General features: G+C 35.9%; 12 protein-coding genes. All 12 read right to left on the bottom strand.

Annotated features, from left to right (window positions below):
- Window positions 1-113: 113 nt before the first annotated feature.
- The 12 genes from AC5SR4_RS11535 to AC5SR4_RS11480 all read right to left on the bottom strand — a co-directional run bounded on the left by AC5SR4_RS11535 (window position 114) and on the right by AC5SR4_RS11480 (window position 17273).
- On the bottom strand, window positions 114-1718 hold the full coding sequence (locus tag AC5SR4_RS11535; protein WP_495356395.1) for a protein-disulfide reductase DsbD family protein: 1605 nt from the start codon (window positions 1716-1718) through the stop codon (window positions 114-116).
- A 1-nt stretch (window position 1719) separates the two neighbouring features.
- Window positions 1720-2190, bottom strand: a complete 471-nt coding sequence (locus AC5SR4_RS11530) for a protein-disulfide reductase DsbD domain-containing protein (protein ID WP_495356394.1) — start codon at window positions 2188-2190, stop codon at window positions 1720-1722.
- Between the two features lie 13 nt (window positions 2191-2203).
- The gene (locus tag AC5SR4_RS11525; RefSeq protein WP_495356393.1) at window positions 2204-3721 is read right to left on the bottom strand and encodes a S8 family peptidase; all 1518 of its coding nucleotides are present in this window, start codon (window positions 3719-3721) and stop codon (window positions 2204-2206) included.
- 145 nt (window positions 3722-3866) lie between these two features.
- Window positions 3867-4913, bottom strand: a complete 1047-nt coding sequence (locus tag AC5SR4_RS11520; RefSeq protein ID WP_495356392.1) for a TlpA family protein disulfide reductase — start codon at window positions 4911-4913, stop codon at window positions 3867-3869.
- A 119-nt stretch (window positions 4914-5032) separates the two neighbouring features.
- A complete protein-coding gene (locus tag AC5SR4_RS11515) occupies window positions 5033-6391 on the bottom strand; it encodes a TlpA family protein disulfide reductase (RefSeq protein WP_495356391.1) in 1359 nt (452 codons plus the stop codon).
- A gap of 165 nt (window positions 6392-6556) precedes the next feature.
- Window positions 6557-7984: a RagB/SusD family nutrient uptake outer membrane protein gene (locus AC5SR4_RS11510; protein ID WP_495356390.1), complete on the bottom strand. Its 1428-nt coding sequence runs from the start codon at window positions 7982-7984 to the stop codon at window positions 6557-6559.
- Between the two features lie 14 nt (window positions 7985-7998).
- A complete protein-coding gene (locus tag AC5SR4_RS11505; protein WP_495356389.1) occupies window positions 7999-11247 on the bottom strand; it encodes a SusC/RagA family TonB-linked outer membrane protein in 3249 nt (1082 codons plus the stop codon).
- Window positions 11248-11877: 630 nt separating this feature from the next.
- Entirely contained in the window at window positions 11878-13086 is a 1209-nt protein-coding gene (locus AC5SR4_RS11500) for a FecR family protein (protein WP_495356388.1), read from the bottom strand.
- A 224-nt stretch (window positions 13087-13310) separates the two neighbouring features.
- Entirely contained in the window at window positions 13311-13973 is a 663-nt protein-coding gene (locus tag AC5SR4_RS11495) for an RNA polymerase sigma factor (RefSeq protein WP_495356387.1), read from the bottom strand.
- A 156-nt stretch (window positions 13974-14129) separates the two neighbouring features.
- A complete protein-coding gene (locus AC5SR4_RS11490; protein ID WP_495356386.1) occupies window positions 14130-15713 on the bottom strand; it encodes a type IV secretory system conjugative DNA transfer family protein in 1584 nt (527 codons plus the stop codon).
- Window positions 15710-16744, bottom strand: a complete 1035-nt coding sequence (gene mobB, locus AC5SR4_RS11485) for a MobB family relaxase (protein WP_495356385.1) — start codon at window positions 16742-16744, stop codon at window positions 15710-15712. Before mobB ends, AC5SR4_RS11490 begins: the two co-directional genes overlap by 4 nt.
- Window positions 16707-17273 (bottom strand): BfmA/BtgA family mobilization protein, encoded by a 567-nt coding sequence (locus AC5SR4_RS11480; protein WP_495356384.1) that lies wholly within the window; start codon window positions 17271-17273, stop codon window positions 16707-16709. Before AC5SR4_RS11480 ends, mobB begins: the two co-directional genes overlap by 38 nt.
- Between the last annotated feature and the right edge of the window lie 142 nt (window positions 17274-17415).

Raw genomic sequence — 17415 nt, 5'->3', positions numbered from 1 at the left:
CTTTATATTTTAAAGTCTTAAAGGGAATGATTTTTTAACTAGAATTAAGATTAATCAACTTTATTTTTCTAAATCAATTTGAATAATTGTTCATTCCCTTTTTTGACATTGCATTATTTTATTTTTTTATTTAAACGATTATATTCCTTTAAGCCAGATTTTAGGAACTTGACAAAATTGTCAATGTCCAAATCGTAGGCTTTTGGTTTTACCAATGGCTCTCCCTCCGGTGTCATGAGGACATAGAAGGGTTGGGCATTGTTATTGTATGCCACTATCTGATAATCGGCGTTTTGTTTACCGATCGTCTTTTTTGTTTTGCCATCATAGGTTGATATATACCAATCCTTTTCAGGGAGTTCCGTTTTTTCATCTACGTACAATGCCACTACCACATACTCTTCTTTTAATATCCTTAATACGTTTGGATCGCTCCATACCCTTGCTTCCATCGCCCTACAGTTGACACAGCCGTGGCCTGTGAAGTCTATGAAAATGGGTTTGTTCTGGGCCTTGGCGCATAGTTTGGCCTGTTCCAGATCGAAGTAGCCTGTGAGTCCGTGAGGTAAGTGGAGCATGTCGGTATATTTTGGTTCTTCACATTTACCCACCTCCCCCTTCGGGTACTCCTCCGAGGAGGAGATTTGATTAGAGGTATTGGAGTTATGAGATTGCCTCATCTCGACTCCGCTCGATGCTGTCTTACTCAAAGTGACATCCTCATTATTGGAAGATTGCCACGTCGCTTCTCCATCTGTCGAAGCTTCTCGCAATGACAAGTTGAAGTCTTGTGATGTGAGTGGTGGTAGGTAACCAGATAAAGGTTTTAAGGGTGCGCCGATCATTCCGGGTATCAAATACACCACAAACCCAAAGGTTATGATGGCCATGATGAGTTTTGGGACGCTGGTTGTTTTTTTATCACTGTCGTGAGGTAGTTTGATCTTGCCCAAAAGGTAAAAGCCCATTAATGTGAAAATAACTATCCACAATGCCAGATAGACTTCTCTATTTAATATACCCCAATGATAGACCTGATCAGCGATACTTAAGAATTTAAAGGCTAAAGCCAATTCCAAAAAGCCCAGCACTACTTTTACCTCCTGTAACCAGCCGCCTGATCTTGGGAGTTTTTCCAGCCATTTTGGGAAGGCCGCAAACAATGTAAAGGGCAATGCCAGTGCCAAGGAAAAAGCAAACATTCCTGCAATGGGCTTAATGATTTCTCCACCTGCTGATAATACCAGTATACTTCCCACTATTGGACCTGTACATGAAAATGATATCAGTACCAATGTAAATGCCATGAAGAATATTCCGGTCACTCCACTTTTACCACTTAACCTATCCATTTTGGAAACCCATGAGTTGGGTAATGTCAGTTCGAACATGCCGAAAAAGGACAGTGCAAACAGTAGGAAAATGACAAAGAAAAGAACATTTGGAAGCCAATGGGTGCTTAACCAATTAGCAAATTCTGGGCCATTGATACGTGCTACAATTGTTCCAGCTACTACGTAGATGAGGATGATGAAAAAGCCATATAATAGGGCTTTTTTTAACCCCCCTCCCGCTTCGCGTACTCCCCCCAAAGGGGGAGAGTTTTTTGAACCAAAGAAGCTAACAGTTAAGGGTATCATAGGGAATACACAAGGCGTTAGCAATGCTGCAAGGCCTGAAGTGAAAGCCAGTATCAAAAAAGACCATAGTTCTGCCATATTATTCTATGGTATTTATTGTGAACTGAAACTCGTCATCGCCCATGATGCACTTGCCATCTACCATAGTGCATACTTGATATTCGTAATACCCTTTAATGACAGCCTTTTTGGATAGGATTTTTACCTTTTGGCGAAACTCTGCGGTATGTTCGAAATAGTTAACGTTGACCTCAAAAATCTCATCGTACTTTGCTTTAAAACCTATGGGTTTTACCTCTCCTATAAGTTGATAGCTTTCTTTGGGTTGGAACTTGAATACCGCTGGTAGTGGACCCAATTCGTAATTTTGGATGTTGCTATATAGATGCCAAGTGTCATCTAGTTCGATTTTAAAAATAAGCTCTATAACTTCTCCTTGCTTTATGTCCTGTTTTGATATGCTGCACTGCCATTTTGCAGGGGCTAGAATTTGGGCGGACATGGACAGGCCTATAAAAAGACTAAAAACTAGTATGATTGTTTTTCTCATGGGTGCATTTAATTTATTTAATGCCATTGGATCGATTTTCTGCTAGTAATAAAGAGTTATACGCATTTAGAATGTTACCGGATACTGATAGTTCATTAAGCAATTGTTCTTTATTGGCCCACCCTGGAACATTGACTTTAAAATCAACATTAACTCCTGAATCCATGATGATCTGTTTTACTTGACCTGCCGTAAGTTTTGGGTAATACGAACGTATCAAAGCAGCCACGCCGCTTACCATAGGTGCTGCCATGGACGTCCCATCCATAAAATCGTATTTATTACCTGGAATTGTGGAATATATCTTTGATCCTGGTGCGAAAATATCCACATTGTTTTTGCCATAATTTGAAAACTGTGACACTAATTGTTTATTAAAATCATGGGTAATAGCACCTACTGTGAGCACATTATCCACAAATTCAATGTCACTGTTCTTGGTGTCATTTGGATAGTTTGTAGAATTATCCATATTTTTACTCCTATTACCTGCTCCCATAATTAACAACACATCATGTTTTTTGGCATAATCAATAGCGTCATACACCCAATCTGGATGTGCTGAATACTCTTTGCCAAAGCTCATATTGATGACCTTGGCACCATTATCTACCGCATAACGAATGGCCAAGGCAACATCCTTATCGTACTCATCGCCATTAGGAATCGTACGAATAGGCATTATCTTGAAACTCTTATTTGCTGATTTTACACTTTTACTTATCACACTAGTTATGATACCGGCTACATGTGTGCCATGTGATTCTTTGTCTTTAAATCCAATAACATTGGGGTTACCGTAATTGGAGTCAAATAAATCATCGGGATTATCTCCTATAATTTCTCGGGGTGAAAAATCTAGATTATAATGAAACTTCTTTTGAGATTCAAAATGAGTCAGGGCTTTTTTTAGTTTCTCATCGTTGGGAGTCTTTTCAAGTTTCTGAATGAGGGTGTTATGGATCTCATTGACCCTAGTTGATTTTTGATTGAATAGTTCTCTTTGTTGCTGATAGAGGTCATAATCCTTTTGATTAGTTTCCATAATCTCATCTAAAGTTTTTGACTCGTACTTTTTAACCATTCTGGTGAGTTCCAGTTGCACAGGATATATATTATTACCAATGGTACTGCCTAAAAAATTCCAACCATTTACATCGTCTACAAAACCATTGTTGTCATCATCCCTTTTATTGTTTGGAATTTCATCATCATTTTGCCAAATAAATTGGGTTAGGTCTTTATGCTCAATATCAACTCCAGAATCAATAACTCCTACAGTGATTGGAGTTACTTTTTTACCTTTAAGAAACGTACTAGCTTTATCAAGGCTTATTCCTGGAATAGAATCTGTAAATATATCGGCATAAGGCCAATCTTGAAATTCTAATTCTGTTAGAATCTCTTTTTTGGCTACAATTGTAGATGTATTTGTGTTTATACTATACGGTATTACGGCTTTTGTACTACCACAGCTTGATAACAAAAGGGTGATTATCAGTAACTTAAAATAGGTTTTATTTATGTTCATTAATATTCTTTTTAATTTCTACTCATTGACCATTAGTACTCGCCTACAGTATCTAATGATGTATATTTTTTTAGAAAATCGCCTGTTTCAAAACAATCTGAATGCTTATTTTATAATTTAACAGCAACAATAGCGTAGCATGAAATTATATTCCCAACTCATTGAATAACTCAATAAGTTTAGGATTTGAAGGCGCTGGAGCGTTAGCACTAACCATATTGCCATTAGGGTCAATTAATATAAAGCGGGGAATACTTTTGATTGCATATGCTTGAATAAATTCTGATTTAAATCCCTTATCTGATAATAATTGAATACCTACCAGTCCTTTCTCTGCAATCATTTTTTTCCAAGCTTCTTTTCTATCTGCTTTATCGACAGAAATGCTTACAAATTCAATCTGTTTATTACCATGATATTTACCTTCGATCTCTTTAAGGAAAGGAAATTCTTTTATACAAGGGGGACATTGAGTACTCCAAATATCTATATAAAGATATTTACCTTTTAAATCAATCAGAGAGGCTGTTCCTCCTTTATAGTTTTCATAGTTTTTAAAAGTTGGGGATGGTTTGCCAATACGGTCAGTAAATTGTGCATTTATATGTTTGACTCTTTCTTTATATTCATAATAGTTTTTTAACTTGTTTTCAATTATTTTTTCATTTTTGCTTTTTTCACTTACGTAAAATATTGAATCTACATTTTTAATATTCTCCGTTAATTCAAATAGTTTAGTTTGAAGTTCTCTTATTTCAATTTTAGCATCTTCCTTCATGAAAATAGGAGGATACATACTCCTATCTTCTTTTATTATAGCCAATTTTTCTAAATAATAATTATTTATTTTAGCACCAAATCCAAAATATTTTAGGGTTTTTTCAACCTCTTTTGCATTAAATGATAGATTCAAATCATAGCCATTTTTAAGAATAATATCGTATGATTTTCCATCAATAAATAAAATATTATTTCCGTCTTTAACTTTTAATGTATCGCTAAAAGTCCCATCTTCATTTATTTTAATAGTTTTAAAATATGAAGACTTTTTAATAACTAATGAATCACTAATTTTATCTGTAATCTTACCAGAAAGCGTGACGTAATTTTTTGGTTCTTCCTTGCAAGCAATAATTGCTATAGCCAGCGTTAAAAAAAACAGTTTATTTTTTATTATTTTATTATTTTTCATATTATTGGATTAAACTTATTATTGATTGGCAAACCAATAATAAGTTTGCAATTTCTAACTTTAGGTGGAATCGTGATTATGTTCTTTTCTTGGATTAGCATATTTTAGTGTTTTACTATTTAATCTAACCCCAAATGCTTACGGATCAAAGGCTCTAATTTTTCACCTCTTGCTTCTTTATCGACTATGATTCCTTCTTTATTTAATAGCCATACAGTAGGGTATGATCTGATTTTATATAATGAGATAAAACTTATAGATGTATTCGTTCCCCCTTCCAAATGTAGTGGCCAATTGGCTCCCGTTTTTATAAGGATCTCTGATACTCTGCTTTGGTTACCAGCACCATCTGCTACTATCCCAATAACTTCAAAACCTTGTTTACGGTATTTATCATACATTGCCTTTACATGAGGCATTTCTTTAATGCAGGGAGCACACCAAGTTGTCCAAAAATCAATCAACACCACTTTACCTCGCATTTTGGCGAGGTCTACTCTTGTACCATCCATAGCTGTAAACGCCATGTCAAATGGCTTGGTAGCATCAGCTTGTTTTAATGCCTCTCTAGCCGATATATTATCAGCTATAAACTTATGTAACGTTTTAATACCTAATTGGCTGGTATTTGGGTTGTTATACCCCGTTTTCTCAAAGAAGTAGCCCCAAAGGACACCTCCTGCTGCCGATGATTTTTTTTCTATATACTCCAAACATCTTTTGATATCATTAGCCATTACTTCCAAGGTTCCGTATTTATTCATAAGTGCTTCCATACGCAATCGAAATGAGTCCCAGAATTGGATTTCAAATTGCTTCCAATACTCTACCTCTAGTTTTTCATTGTTTTTTGGTAAAACGTTATATATTCTACTAGCTGTTACAAGGTCACGACAAAATAGCATAAATTCTGCTTTGTATTTACGCTCTATCGATGCATTGGAGGTAAGTATGTTTGTAACTAAATCAAACCCTTTTTTTGAATGTTTTGCTCTAGCCAGCTCATCCACAGGTAGGGCACGTATTAGGCTATATAATTTGGATTGCCTTTCAGATTTTGGCAATGTATCCAATTTCACATTTAAATACTGTGTTAAACTATCTGATATTTTTTCAGGGAGGAAATAAGGGTAAGAACTTTCGGCACCAATGAGCCAAGTCATAACATCGTCATAATGTTTATGTCGTGGATATCTATCCAAAAACGCTTCTGCCATCTGTACATGTTTTTTGCGATTTTTATCTTCAATTTTTTTCCTAATAAGGAAAGTGCCATTATAATAAGCATCCATTTCTTCTCTACCATATAGTAAATTATCTTTTGCACTATTGAATTTCTTCCAATCTATATCTGCTTGTATTTTTGTTGCTTTAGAGCTGTCTGAAGGTTTTTGTGCATGTATGTTGTTGATAAAACAAGACAACATAAGCATTATTAACATGCTTAATTTAAGATCGTTTAGTTTTACTCTATTCATTTTTATCATATTTTTTTTAATCATTATTAACATCAAACCCTTTTCTTTCTTTGATCTGTTTGTTTAATTTTAAGTTATTCATCTCTAACACGTTACTTCCATGCTCTGGCTAAAATTTTTAAATGAATTATTTAGCAATGAAAGACAGGAAGAGCATTCGTCATGCTAGTACCCATCGTTTTGTGGCAGCAAATTAGGATTGATTAAAATTGCGGATTCAGGAATGGGTAGTAAAATATCGCCTGCTTGCCAACCTGGTTTAATAGCACTTATAACCTCATTAGCCTTTCCTAGTCGTTTTAAATCAAACCAACGGTGACCCTTTTCTGTAAATAACTCTACTCGTCTTTCTTGGAGAACGGCATCCAACAAATCGTTTGTAGTTGATGCCGTTGTATTGGGTAATCCTGCTCTGGTTCTAATCATATTCAAATCTGACTGTGCTCCAGAGGTATCTCCTAATTGCGCTCTTGCCTCTGCACGGATTAAATATTGTTCTGCCAAACGGAATAACACAGAATATTCCAACGAACTAGTGTTGTCTAATCTTTCTTTGTATTTATAGGGGTAATACCAAGTGTTAGAGTCGACTATTACACTATTTGTCCATTGAGATAAACGTTGATCATCTGTTTCAAATGCCCCTAATAAGGCATTGGTCAAGGCTGAAAAATCAGTACCTGATGTTGGTAAAACAACAAAAACATTTCCCTCGTAAGTATTCTTAATAGCACCGTTTGGATCGGGTTTAAATTGCCAGATACTCCCAGAGGAATTCTTTAAAAACACTTTGTCTAGATCTGGTTCCCATGTCGTAGCATTAATAACCTCACTGGCAGTAATTTCTGCAGCCTCCCATTGCTGGGTATATAAATAAATACGTGCCAATAAGGCAGTTGCTGTCATATTATATGGACGTACCCGTTCACCAGTGATATCTTCATCTAATAAACTTTTAGCTAGGATTAAATCTGCAATAACTTGTTCATATACCAGATCAATTGACATACGCTCCACCGTCGTATTGGTTATATAATCTGTAGTGGAGATGTAGGGAATAGGACCATAAAGTTCGACCAGTAAGCTATGAAGATAAGCTCTAATAAATAAGCCTTCACCCATCAACTGATTTTTATCCTTCAAAGGTAAAGAAACGGAATTCTCTACCCCTTCCACAACCGCATTAGCTGCATAGATAAGACTATAGGTACGGTCCCACCAACCAGTTACAGTTCCGTTGGCGGGTAAAATACTATGGTTATAAAAATGTTGTTCATCTGCAGTAGAAATATAATCTAGTTCATCTGCATATAAACCCATATTCTCATCTAATATACCACCAGACACTAATCCAGCATCGCGCATTTGGGCATAGATATTTGCAAGAGCAGCCGTTGCCGTTGATACATCTTCAAATAATGCCTTTGCTGTTAATTGGTTTTTTGGAAGATCTACTTCTACAAAATCTGTACAAGCGTTTAAAAAGATTAGTATTAATGGTAAGCAAAATAACTTCATTGCTTTTGATCTATACGTTGAGTAAGAGATTTGAAGCTCTTTAATATCTATTATTATTTTTTTAAGTTTCATCATAATACATGTTAAGGTTAAAAGCTTAAATTTAATCCTAAAGTAAATTGCCGAAGGGGAGGCAAACTTACACTAAAGAGTTGTTCTGGATCATAGCCTTTATAATTGGTAATTGTAATCAGGTTTTGCCCTTGCAAGTAAACACTGGCGTCTATGTTAGAAATTATATTTTTTGGAATTGTATAGGTCAAGGATACATTACGCAAACGAATAAAAGAGGCATTGGTAATTATGGCATCACTACTTGTATAATTACTAAAAGCCGTATTGGCTGGTCGATTGGCACTTGAACTTTGGCTATATATTTGAGTTGGCCCCATATCTCCTGGTTGCTGCCAACGATCCAATACGCCTACATACTGATTGGATCTCGTTCCAGGTTTTTGTGAACCTAAAATATAATTTGTTCCTTCTTGTTTTTTGAACTGGAAGAAAAAATTCAATCGTAAATTTTTATAAGTTAAAGTGTTCCCCAAACCACCAAAAAACTTTGGAGTAAGGTCTTTAATCACTTGACGGTCATCAGATGCATTGATAATTCCGTCATCATTAAAATCTTCAAACTGGTACACACCCGTATCTGGATCTACGCCAGTAAGGCGGTACAACTTTCTAATGTCCAATGGTTGACCAACCTCTAGAGTGTTGGCAAAGGTTGAATTTTCCAGCCCATCAAATCTTAATAATTTGTTTCTATTTGCCGAGATATTAAAGGTTGTACTCCATTTAAACTTGTCCTTCTTAATATTTGTAGTACGTACATCAATCTCAAAGCCTTTATTTTCTACCGTTGCATCAAAATTCGCTGTTAAAGTGTTGAAGCCTGTGGTTGTGGGTAAGGGAATACCAACCAGCTGGTTAGAAGATCGGTTACGATACCAGGATGCCGAAAGAAAGATTCGATCTTTTAAAAATCCTAATTCTAAAGCAGCTTCCAACTTTTTGTTTTCTTCCCACCCAAAAATGGGATTGAATAGTCTTGTAGGGTTGAGTCCTGAAACTCCATCATAATTATTCGTAGTTGTACTATACGTATCTAAAAATGCATAATCAGGAACATTATCACTACCAGTTATGCCATAGCTGGCTCGAAGTTTTCCAAAACTTAAATACGAATTATCCTTTAAAAAGTTTTCGCCTGAAAAAATCCAAGCTCCACCTATAGCTCCAAAGTTTCCAAATTGTCTCCCAGGCCCAAAACGAGAGGAGCCATCCCTACGCCCCGTTAAATTTAGGATATATTTGTCCTTCCAGTTAAAATTTACTCTTCCAAAAACTGCTTGATAGTTATATTGGCTTTCTTCATCCGTAACAATTGACGTAGTAGTAGCCGATTTCAAATCATGTATTAAAATATTGCTTGAAAAACCTATTCCTCGCTGAACTAACTGTTGAGAGGTTTGCTGTTGAAAAGTAGAGCCCAATAATATGTTTAAGCTAACATCTCCCCAATGCTGCTGCCAATTAATTTGTGGTTCTATGATCCAAGATCGACGGGTTGTGTTATTTACAGTAATGATTGAGAAACTCGGATCGAGAAGTAGACCATTGGCAGTGAAAGGAGAATTTCGGGTACTTGGAAGTGTGTTAAAAGATTCCAAACGAACATCATTATAACCTAGGTTTGTTTTCAAATCTAGATTAGGCAGTAATCGATAAGATAGCATTGTATTTGCATTTAAGCTATAAGTTTGTGCCCGCAAATCGCTTTCTAAATCGGCCAAAGGATTGTTAAACGTTCCATTCTCCCAATTTAAGTTTCCCTCTTCATCGTAGAGTGCAGGCGCATTAGGTTCTAATGTAGTGGCTATTCTAGTTAAATCAGAAGTAGGAAGCTGGTTATCTTCAGCTGTATAATTAATTGATGTATTTAATTTTAGACGGTTATCAACTGATTGGTGACCAATATTACTGTGTATGGATACTTTATTATATTTTGAATCTCCTGGAAAAACTGTGGTTTCATCATGATAGGTACCACTCACTAAAAATTGTGTTTGGGAAGAGCCTCCAGAAAATGACAATTGAGCATTGTTACGGTAGGCTGTACCTCCAATAAGTTCTTCTTGCCAATCAGTATAGCGGGTCTGATCCCAAGTACCATTGACATCATAATTTCTTGAACTAGGTGTTCTACCATCATTGGCATAGGCTTCGAAACGCATTTCTAAATACTGCTCGGTGTTCATTAAATCCAACATGCGAGTTACCTGTCCAAAACTATTACTCAAATTAACACTAATCTTTGTTTTTCCAGCCTTGCCCTTTTTGGTGGTGATCAGTACTACTCCGTTGGCACCACGAGATCCATAAATGGCTGTAGCATCTGCATCCTTTAAGACCTCAATACTCTCAATATCTCCTGAACTAATAGCATTTAAAGGGCTTATGTTCCCTCCAGGAATAATTCCTAGTCCTTGATCCACAGACAATGATCCCAATGATTCAGAACCATAAGGCACCCCATCTACAAGAAATAGAGGGTCTGAACCCAAGTTTATACTGTTACGTCCGCGGATTTCGATATTAAAACCCGCACCAGGAACTCCTGTGGTTTGGGTAATATTTACACCTGGTAGTTGGCCTTGCATTGCAGCCAAAGGATTGTTTACAGGTTGCTTTTCTATGGTTTTGGCAGTTATTTTAGCAATACTTCCTGTACGCTCTCGTTCGGTAACATTATAATACCCGGCGTTAATGGTTACGGCATCTAACTGGCTAATCTCTTCTTTCATAACAACATTTATAGTTGTTTGCGCTCCAACCACTATTTCTTGTGTTGTATAGCCTATAGATGAGAACATTAATACATTAGCTGCATCGGCTACTGTAATGTTATATGTGCCATCAAAATTTGAAGCTACACCTCTGGTAGTGCCTTTTACCTGTACTGTTACTCCTGCTAGTGGCATACCTGCTTCGTCAGTTACTTTACCAGAGACTTGGCGTTGTTGGAGTTTACTTCTCTCCTTTATAGTAATGCGGTTATCGGCACCTAATATGACATTAAATTTGCCTTTCGGCAATGTTTGTTGCAGTAACTTACTAACCGTTACCACTCCTTTTCTTACATCTACTTTTGGTGCGTCCTTGAATAAGTTTGTAGGATACAAAAAACTGTATTTAGTTTGGTCGATAATCATATCGAACACCTCATCGACAGTCATGACTTTGTCTTGGTCGATTTTAACTTTTTCTTGTGCATTAGTGATATCAGTATTTAAACTGAAGACCGTTGTGCAGAGTAAGAAAATGAATGTTCTCATAATCATTAATAGTATCCGTTTGCTGATTCCTATTTTTATAGGGATTGCATGGATTTTAATTGATTTAATTTCCATAAATTTGTGTATTATTAGTTAGTTAATCATTTAATTAGTTAATAATGCTATAGGGGGGATTAACAGTTTGAACTTTCCAGGTATAGACTGTGTCCTCCTTTTTCTTTAGTATTTTGTTATTTCATATTATTGTTCTGGTTTTAATTAATTTATATTTGATCGTGTTCTTTGATTAACTAAAATAATACCCCAGCGCGCCATCTGTCTCCTTCACTAAAAACATCCACTGGATGTTTTCTTAACGTTCGGTCCTAATTAGACATTAGTTTAGTTTTCACTTTTTAGGGAGTTGAAGTTTTAACGGGTCGAAATGTTTGAACTTCGCTCTCTTTTTTTTATACTTTCTTTTTATTCAATACTTTTTCCATTGATGAAAAAGTATTCAAAAAATCTAGGCTTAATTTTAATTCTTGAAAAATCGGCTCCAACAGTTTATCGTGCGCATTGCAACCGTTACACTTGGCAATGCTCCGCAGCCATCGCTACCTGTTGGCTTTTTTTTCTACAGAATTAAAATGTAGGCCGTATTACTTTACTTTTATGTTTTTCGTTTCATTACTTAAGTGTTATGGTTTTATTATTGATTTCGTAGTTTTTGATGACTCCGAAGTTTTTGATATCGTTTAGGATATCTATAATGCTTTGGTCTTTATATAATGCTCCGTTGAATGGTATAGCTTCTAAAGTTTGGTCTGCGAAAACCACATCCATATCGTACCAACGAGATAATGTAGACATAATGTCTTTTAATGATCTGTCCTTGAACATGAATAATCCCTCTTTCCAAGATATATGAGAACGTACACTTACCTCTTGAATACTCATATTATTGGAAACTGTATTTAAATTAGATTGTTGAGAAGGTGCTAATATTTTGCTCGTATTGCCTGCTGTAACTTCAACTTTACCTTCGACAAGTGTGGTGTATATATTAGCTTCATCCTTATAAGCTTTAATGTTGAATTCTGTACCCAATACTTCTACTTCCTGACCACTATTAAACACCTTAAATTTTGAACCTCTATGTTCTGTACTTGGTGAGACATCAAAATAAGCTTCACCGTAAACGAGCTCTACTTGTCTCGTCTCGCCTTTAACAAATGCTATTGGGTATTTTAATTGAGATTCTGAATTTAACCATACTTGGGTGCCATCAGCTAAAGTGATTTTATGCTGTCCACCTCTTGGGATGGTCAAGTAATTATAGGCAATTTCACCTGTATAATGCTCTCCTGCTTTATATATAATCTCTTCACCATTACTCGCCGCGTTTGGAGTTTGAAAGGACGTTCCTTTTACTAAAGTTACTTCCTCTCCATTCTCTAATGTTAGGGTCGCCTTATCTATACCCGTTGTAATTTGGTTATTAACAATAATGGGTTCTATAAATTGAGGTGAATCGTTTTCTTTATTAAGAAATACTGTAAGTGCTACTATTAAAAGTACAGAAGCGGCAGCTGCATATTTCCAATACAAGCTTCTAGTTTTTCTGTTTGGTAGTATTTGCGGTGCAACTGGTTTAATATTTCTTTTTTCAATAATGTGTTGCCACATCGTATCAAAATCAGTACTAGAAAGTTTGTCGCTATCAAAACCCAACAAAAGAATGAGTTTTTTAGCTTCCTCTATGGTTGCTTTCTTTTCAGGATGTTTCGCCATCCAATTATTCCAAAAATTAGAAGTCATGCTGTCTGTATCCAAAATCCATTTTTGAAAGTATTCATCCTTTACAAAATCTTCAACCGTATAATGAACGTATTTCATCTGCTGTTTTTAATTGCTTTTCAATTCAGAATCTAATATTGAAATCAGGCTCTTTATAGTTAAGAGAAGAAAATTTCATTTTTACTTCATAAAAACTTAACTTTTTTTAATGAAAATTAAAAAGCACTGAGTTTTAAGGCCTTAACAGTTGAAAAAATATTTTGAAAAATGGTGGATTTATTGAAAATAATGAAGGGAAAGCAATTTAATTAAAAAAAAATAGCTTAAAGAACAGAGAACAATAAGATTAACAGAACGATTGAAACCAAAAGGTCTTTTAAAATCTGAATGGTCCGTGCCATTAAATTATAGGTGCCTTTTTTATCCAAGGACATAATCTCGGAAATCTCTGAATAGCTTAATCGCCCATAAAACTTTAAATGGATGATTTCCCGTTGCTTATTGGAAAGTGAAGATATTGCTTTTTCCAAAGCTTTTCTCTTGGCATCAAATTGCTGTTTCTCGATAAGACTAATTTCTGTGGAAGGTATTTCTGTATTCAGACTGTTCAAGTCTTGATTTTTATCAAATTTCTTTCTTTCCTTTGAAGCTTTGGAAATTAATTTACGGCGTAATGCTTTATAAAGATAAGCCTTGATCGATTTTACTTTTGCCAACTTTTCTTTGGCATCCCATATTTCTATAAAAAGGTCTTGTATCGAATCCTTAACCAGCTCCTTATCGTAAACAAGTTTAAGCCCATAGCTGTACAACAATGATACATGTGATTTATACATGTTGGCAAACGCCGATTCACTACCGGATTGGAATTCTTGCCATAACTGCAAATCGGTCATAAGCATGTTTTTTTCGTCAGGAACTGAAGCTTTATGATGTTGTTCATTTCCCTGAAAATTAAAGTGCTTATATACCGTCTTTTTTTCCACTGTTGAAATTCGTAAAATGGAGTTGAATGTGGCTTAAAGGTATAATAAAAAAATTGAAACTTCCAAAAGATGCTAAAATTAGCACTGCTTAAAGAGATATTATATAACTGAATTTTAATTGGTTATGATAATTCCTTAGGTATTGTAAATAAAGACTTAATTTCCAAATATAGATTGCGCCTCCCGATGTATCCGCTTGAAGTTTATTTGAATATCATCATTCGAAAAAGGGGTTGTGGGTTTAGGAATTTGCTTTTGAATATGCTGTAATTTAAACTGTACTTTTTGGTCCTTCCCATCGGAAAATGTAATAAACTCACCCAGTTTTAATCTAAAAAATACATCAGCACGACGTTTTGAAACTTCTTTCTCGCCTTTGGTAATTCTGGTATCAAAATTGAGATTATGCCCTTGATTGACACTTGTGGTTTGTGCCTTTACGATCTCAAAAAATCGTTCATAATATTTGGCGGTATCTGGATCATTCACCTTACCAAAAAATTGATAGGACAGATTGCTTAAAATGGCTTTACTGGCCTTGTCCCCATACAGCATGTCATTTTGAATTTTATCCTGCATCACATAAATGGTGGCTATATCATAGCTTCTTAAGGTTGCCGGAATGCGGTGCATATTGAGAAGTTTAATAGTTGGGGCTTCTTCCATTAAAATAAATGACGACTCTTGATGGCGTACACTCATTTGCTTGATCATGGTGTGCATGATAGTTGCTATAATAGGGGAATACACATCGTCATATTTCGGGTTATTGACTATTGAAATAACCGCTCGATTGGATTTGTTATTGATATCCAGGGGCACTTCATCTTTGGATAAAGCCATAAATATTTTTTGGGAACTTATTTTTTTAAAGGCATTGGCTAGGGTACTTTTAACACCTGCCGTTTGCTTTTCGGATTCTATACCATTGATAAAGGCACTTGCCATGGACCTGGAAGTTAAATCAGAACTCAAAAAGGCAACCAGGTTTTTAGTGTTAATATATTGAAACAAGGCAATAACATGGGGCAGGGTACAGTAGTTGGGGTGGCTTGTCTTTAGCTTCCAAATAAGCCCACTCAAAAGGCCTTCTACGGCATCGGTAAAAAACTTGGAGCTACCTGAAACATCGGATAAGTTTTGCTCCAATAGATTTTCAATAAGGACTTTAGATAGAGCATTGACACTTTCTTCATTGGGAATGTATCTTGGGGCAATGGGATTCACGCAATAATGAATCTCATCAAATGCAATGATATAAAAATCTATGTTCCTGTCCTTAAAAAGTGGGTAAGCAATTTCCGTGAGTTCAAAATCCTTATAGTCATGTATAATACCACTAAAGGCATGCTTGCTGAAATGTTGCAAGAAATTATAAATGACGCTTTCTGTCTTTCCACTTCCAGCCGATCCAATGATGGACACTCCTCGTCTTACATTGTCAATCTTAAACGTGTTGCGTTTTAACTTAAAATGGACTTGGTATTTTTTATTGGTTTTAGGATTCCCGTCATTATCCATATATACATATAAGACCGTGTTTATAAATAATATTGGAATCCCAATAGTTAGTGTGTATATGATGATAGCATTCGGATTCAACTTCCAAAAAATACAGCTTATTAGTACCAGCACTATAAGATTAATAAAAAATGCCTTTTTCAAGCATTTAAAGATCACTAAAAACACAAGTGCAAAACCTATATCTATACTTATAATATGTAAAATGTTTGCTATCATATCCCTATAGATCCCGATTGAATCGCACGTTCTGTGCCTCGTTTTAATTGCTTGATGCCTTTAAGCACCAATTGCACTTTGTTTGTTGGGATGTTCATCAGTGTCGTGTTTATGCCTGTTTTGCTGATAAGTTTAAAAGCTATGGCACGCTCATTGGTCGGTAGGCCCATAATACTGGCATAATAGGTTTTAGGGTCTTTAATGAGTAGTTTCCTGGCTTGGTAGGTCTCGACATAATTGCGTCTGTAGGTAAACAGTTTGTCAAAGGTTTTTTCTGAAGCTGAAAAAAATGAATCCCTATCAAATCCCCGTTTGACTATTTTTCCGTTCATCTCTACTTCAGAGGCTTTGTATTTGCTTCCAGGGGACAAACTGAACCTGTTGGATGCATCCTTTCGACTGACGATGATATGGATATGGGATTGTGATCCTTCCTTGGCCATGCCCTGTTTTATATATTGTCCATTTATTTTATGGGGTGCGTCTTTTTCAAGTTGCTTGATCTGGTTTAGTTTCGCTTTAATATTTCCTGTCAGCTTGCCACTTTTAATTTGCTGGATGTCATTCTTTAAGCTTAAGATTTTACCATGATAGGGCGCATTTTCCTTAATGGCCTTGTCCGTACCTTTATAGGTGCGCTCATGTTCAATCTTGGCATAGTATTTTATATCATTTACCGTCACAGGCTTGCCATCGATCTCTCGATTAAAGGCTTTGGCATATTCGGTCATGAGTGCTCGGGTGTAGCGTTTCAAATCTTCCCTGCTATTTTGTAATCGCTTGAGCTCATAGGTACTTGGGTTGACGGTTATGGAGTAAAACCTAGGCTCGGTCTTTTTAAGTTTGGACGTGTTTTTATCAATGTCACGAATGACCTCGGTATTGGATATTTCCTCACCGTACTGGTTAAAAAAGTGTTCCATCTCCTCCATGGATTTTCCGTCGTTTTCCTTTTCCAGATAGGCCACAAAATCAGAAACACTTTGCATGTAACTAGCTCCTAGTTTTTGTGGTGTTATGGTGATGTACATGGTTTAATTGTTGTTTTAAATTTTCAAATTCGGCTTTGGTGATGTCCAAGCGATAATATCCTTTTCCAAAACTGCCTTTGATATAGCTGGTCTTTTGGATTAGCATTTCCATTTGGGTTTTCAGATCATTGTAATGCTTTTTGTTGTCGGCATATTTGTTTCTGTAATAAATGAGTTCTTCATTTTCAGTGATGAGTGTTGGTGTGCCAAAATCGTGGATGCCCTCTTCCTCTTTTTCAATAGCGTCCGTTTCTTCCAATAAAGATTGCAACATGATATTGGTAGGTTTGGTCTGGTGCTTTTCAATGTCCTTGATGATGGCAATGCTGGCTTCTGTACGTTTTCTGTTTTTGGTGATTTCCTGGATGATGCTTTTTCCAAATTGATCCGATGGCAGAAACCCGTGCCACTCAAAAAAATGGATCATGAGTTCCATAGATTCCGAATAGGATTTGGAAACCGTCCTTGAAAACCGTTTGAACCGTTTGGCTGTGGTTCGTTTAAATCGTATGGTATAAAAGTTGTCCATTTTTTGGATATGAATTCAATTGGGTCATTTTTTTTCAGTGTTTATGGTCGGTCACAAGGGTTTTGACCCAATGACACATTTTGTGCCAAAATCCAAAATCCTTACAATCCCTTTATTCAAAAGGGATTGCACCAAAAACAAA

Source organism: Aestuariibaculum scopimerae, assembly GCF_059428085.1.
Note: the sequence above shows the minus strand (reverse complement) of the source record. Positions and strands in the feature narration are given on the sequence as shown.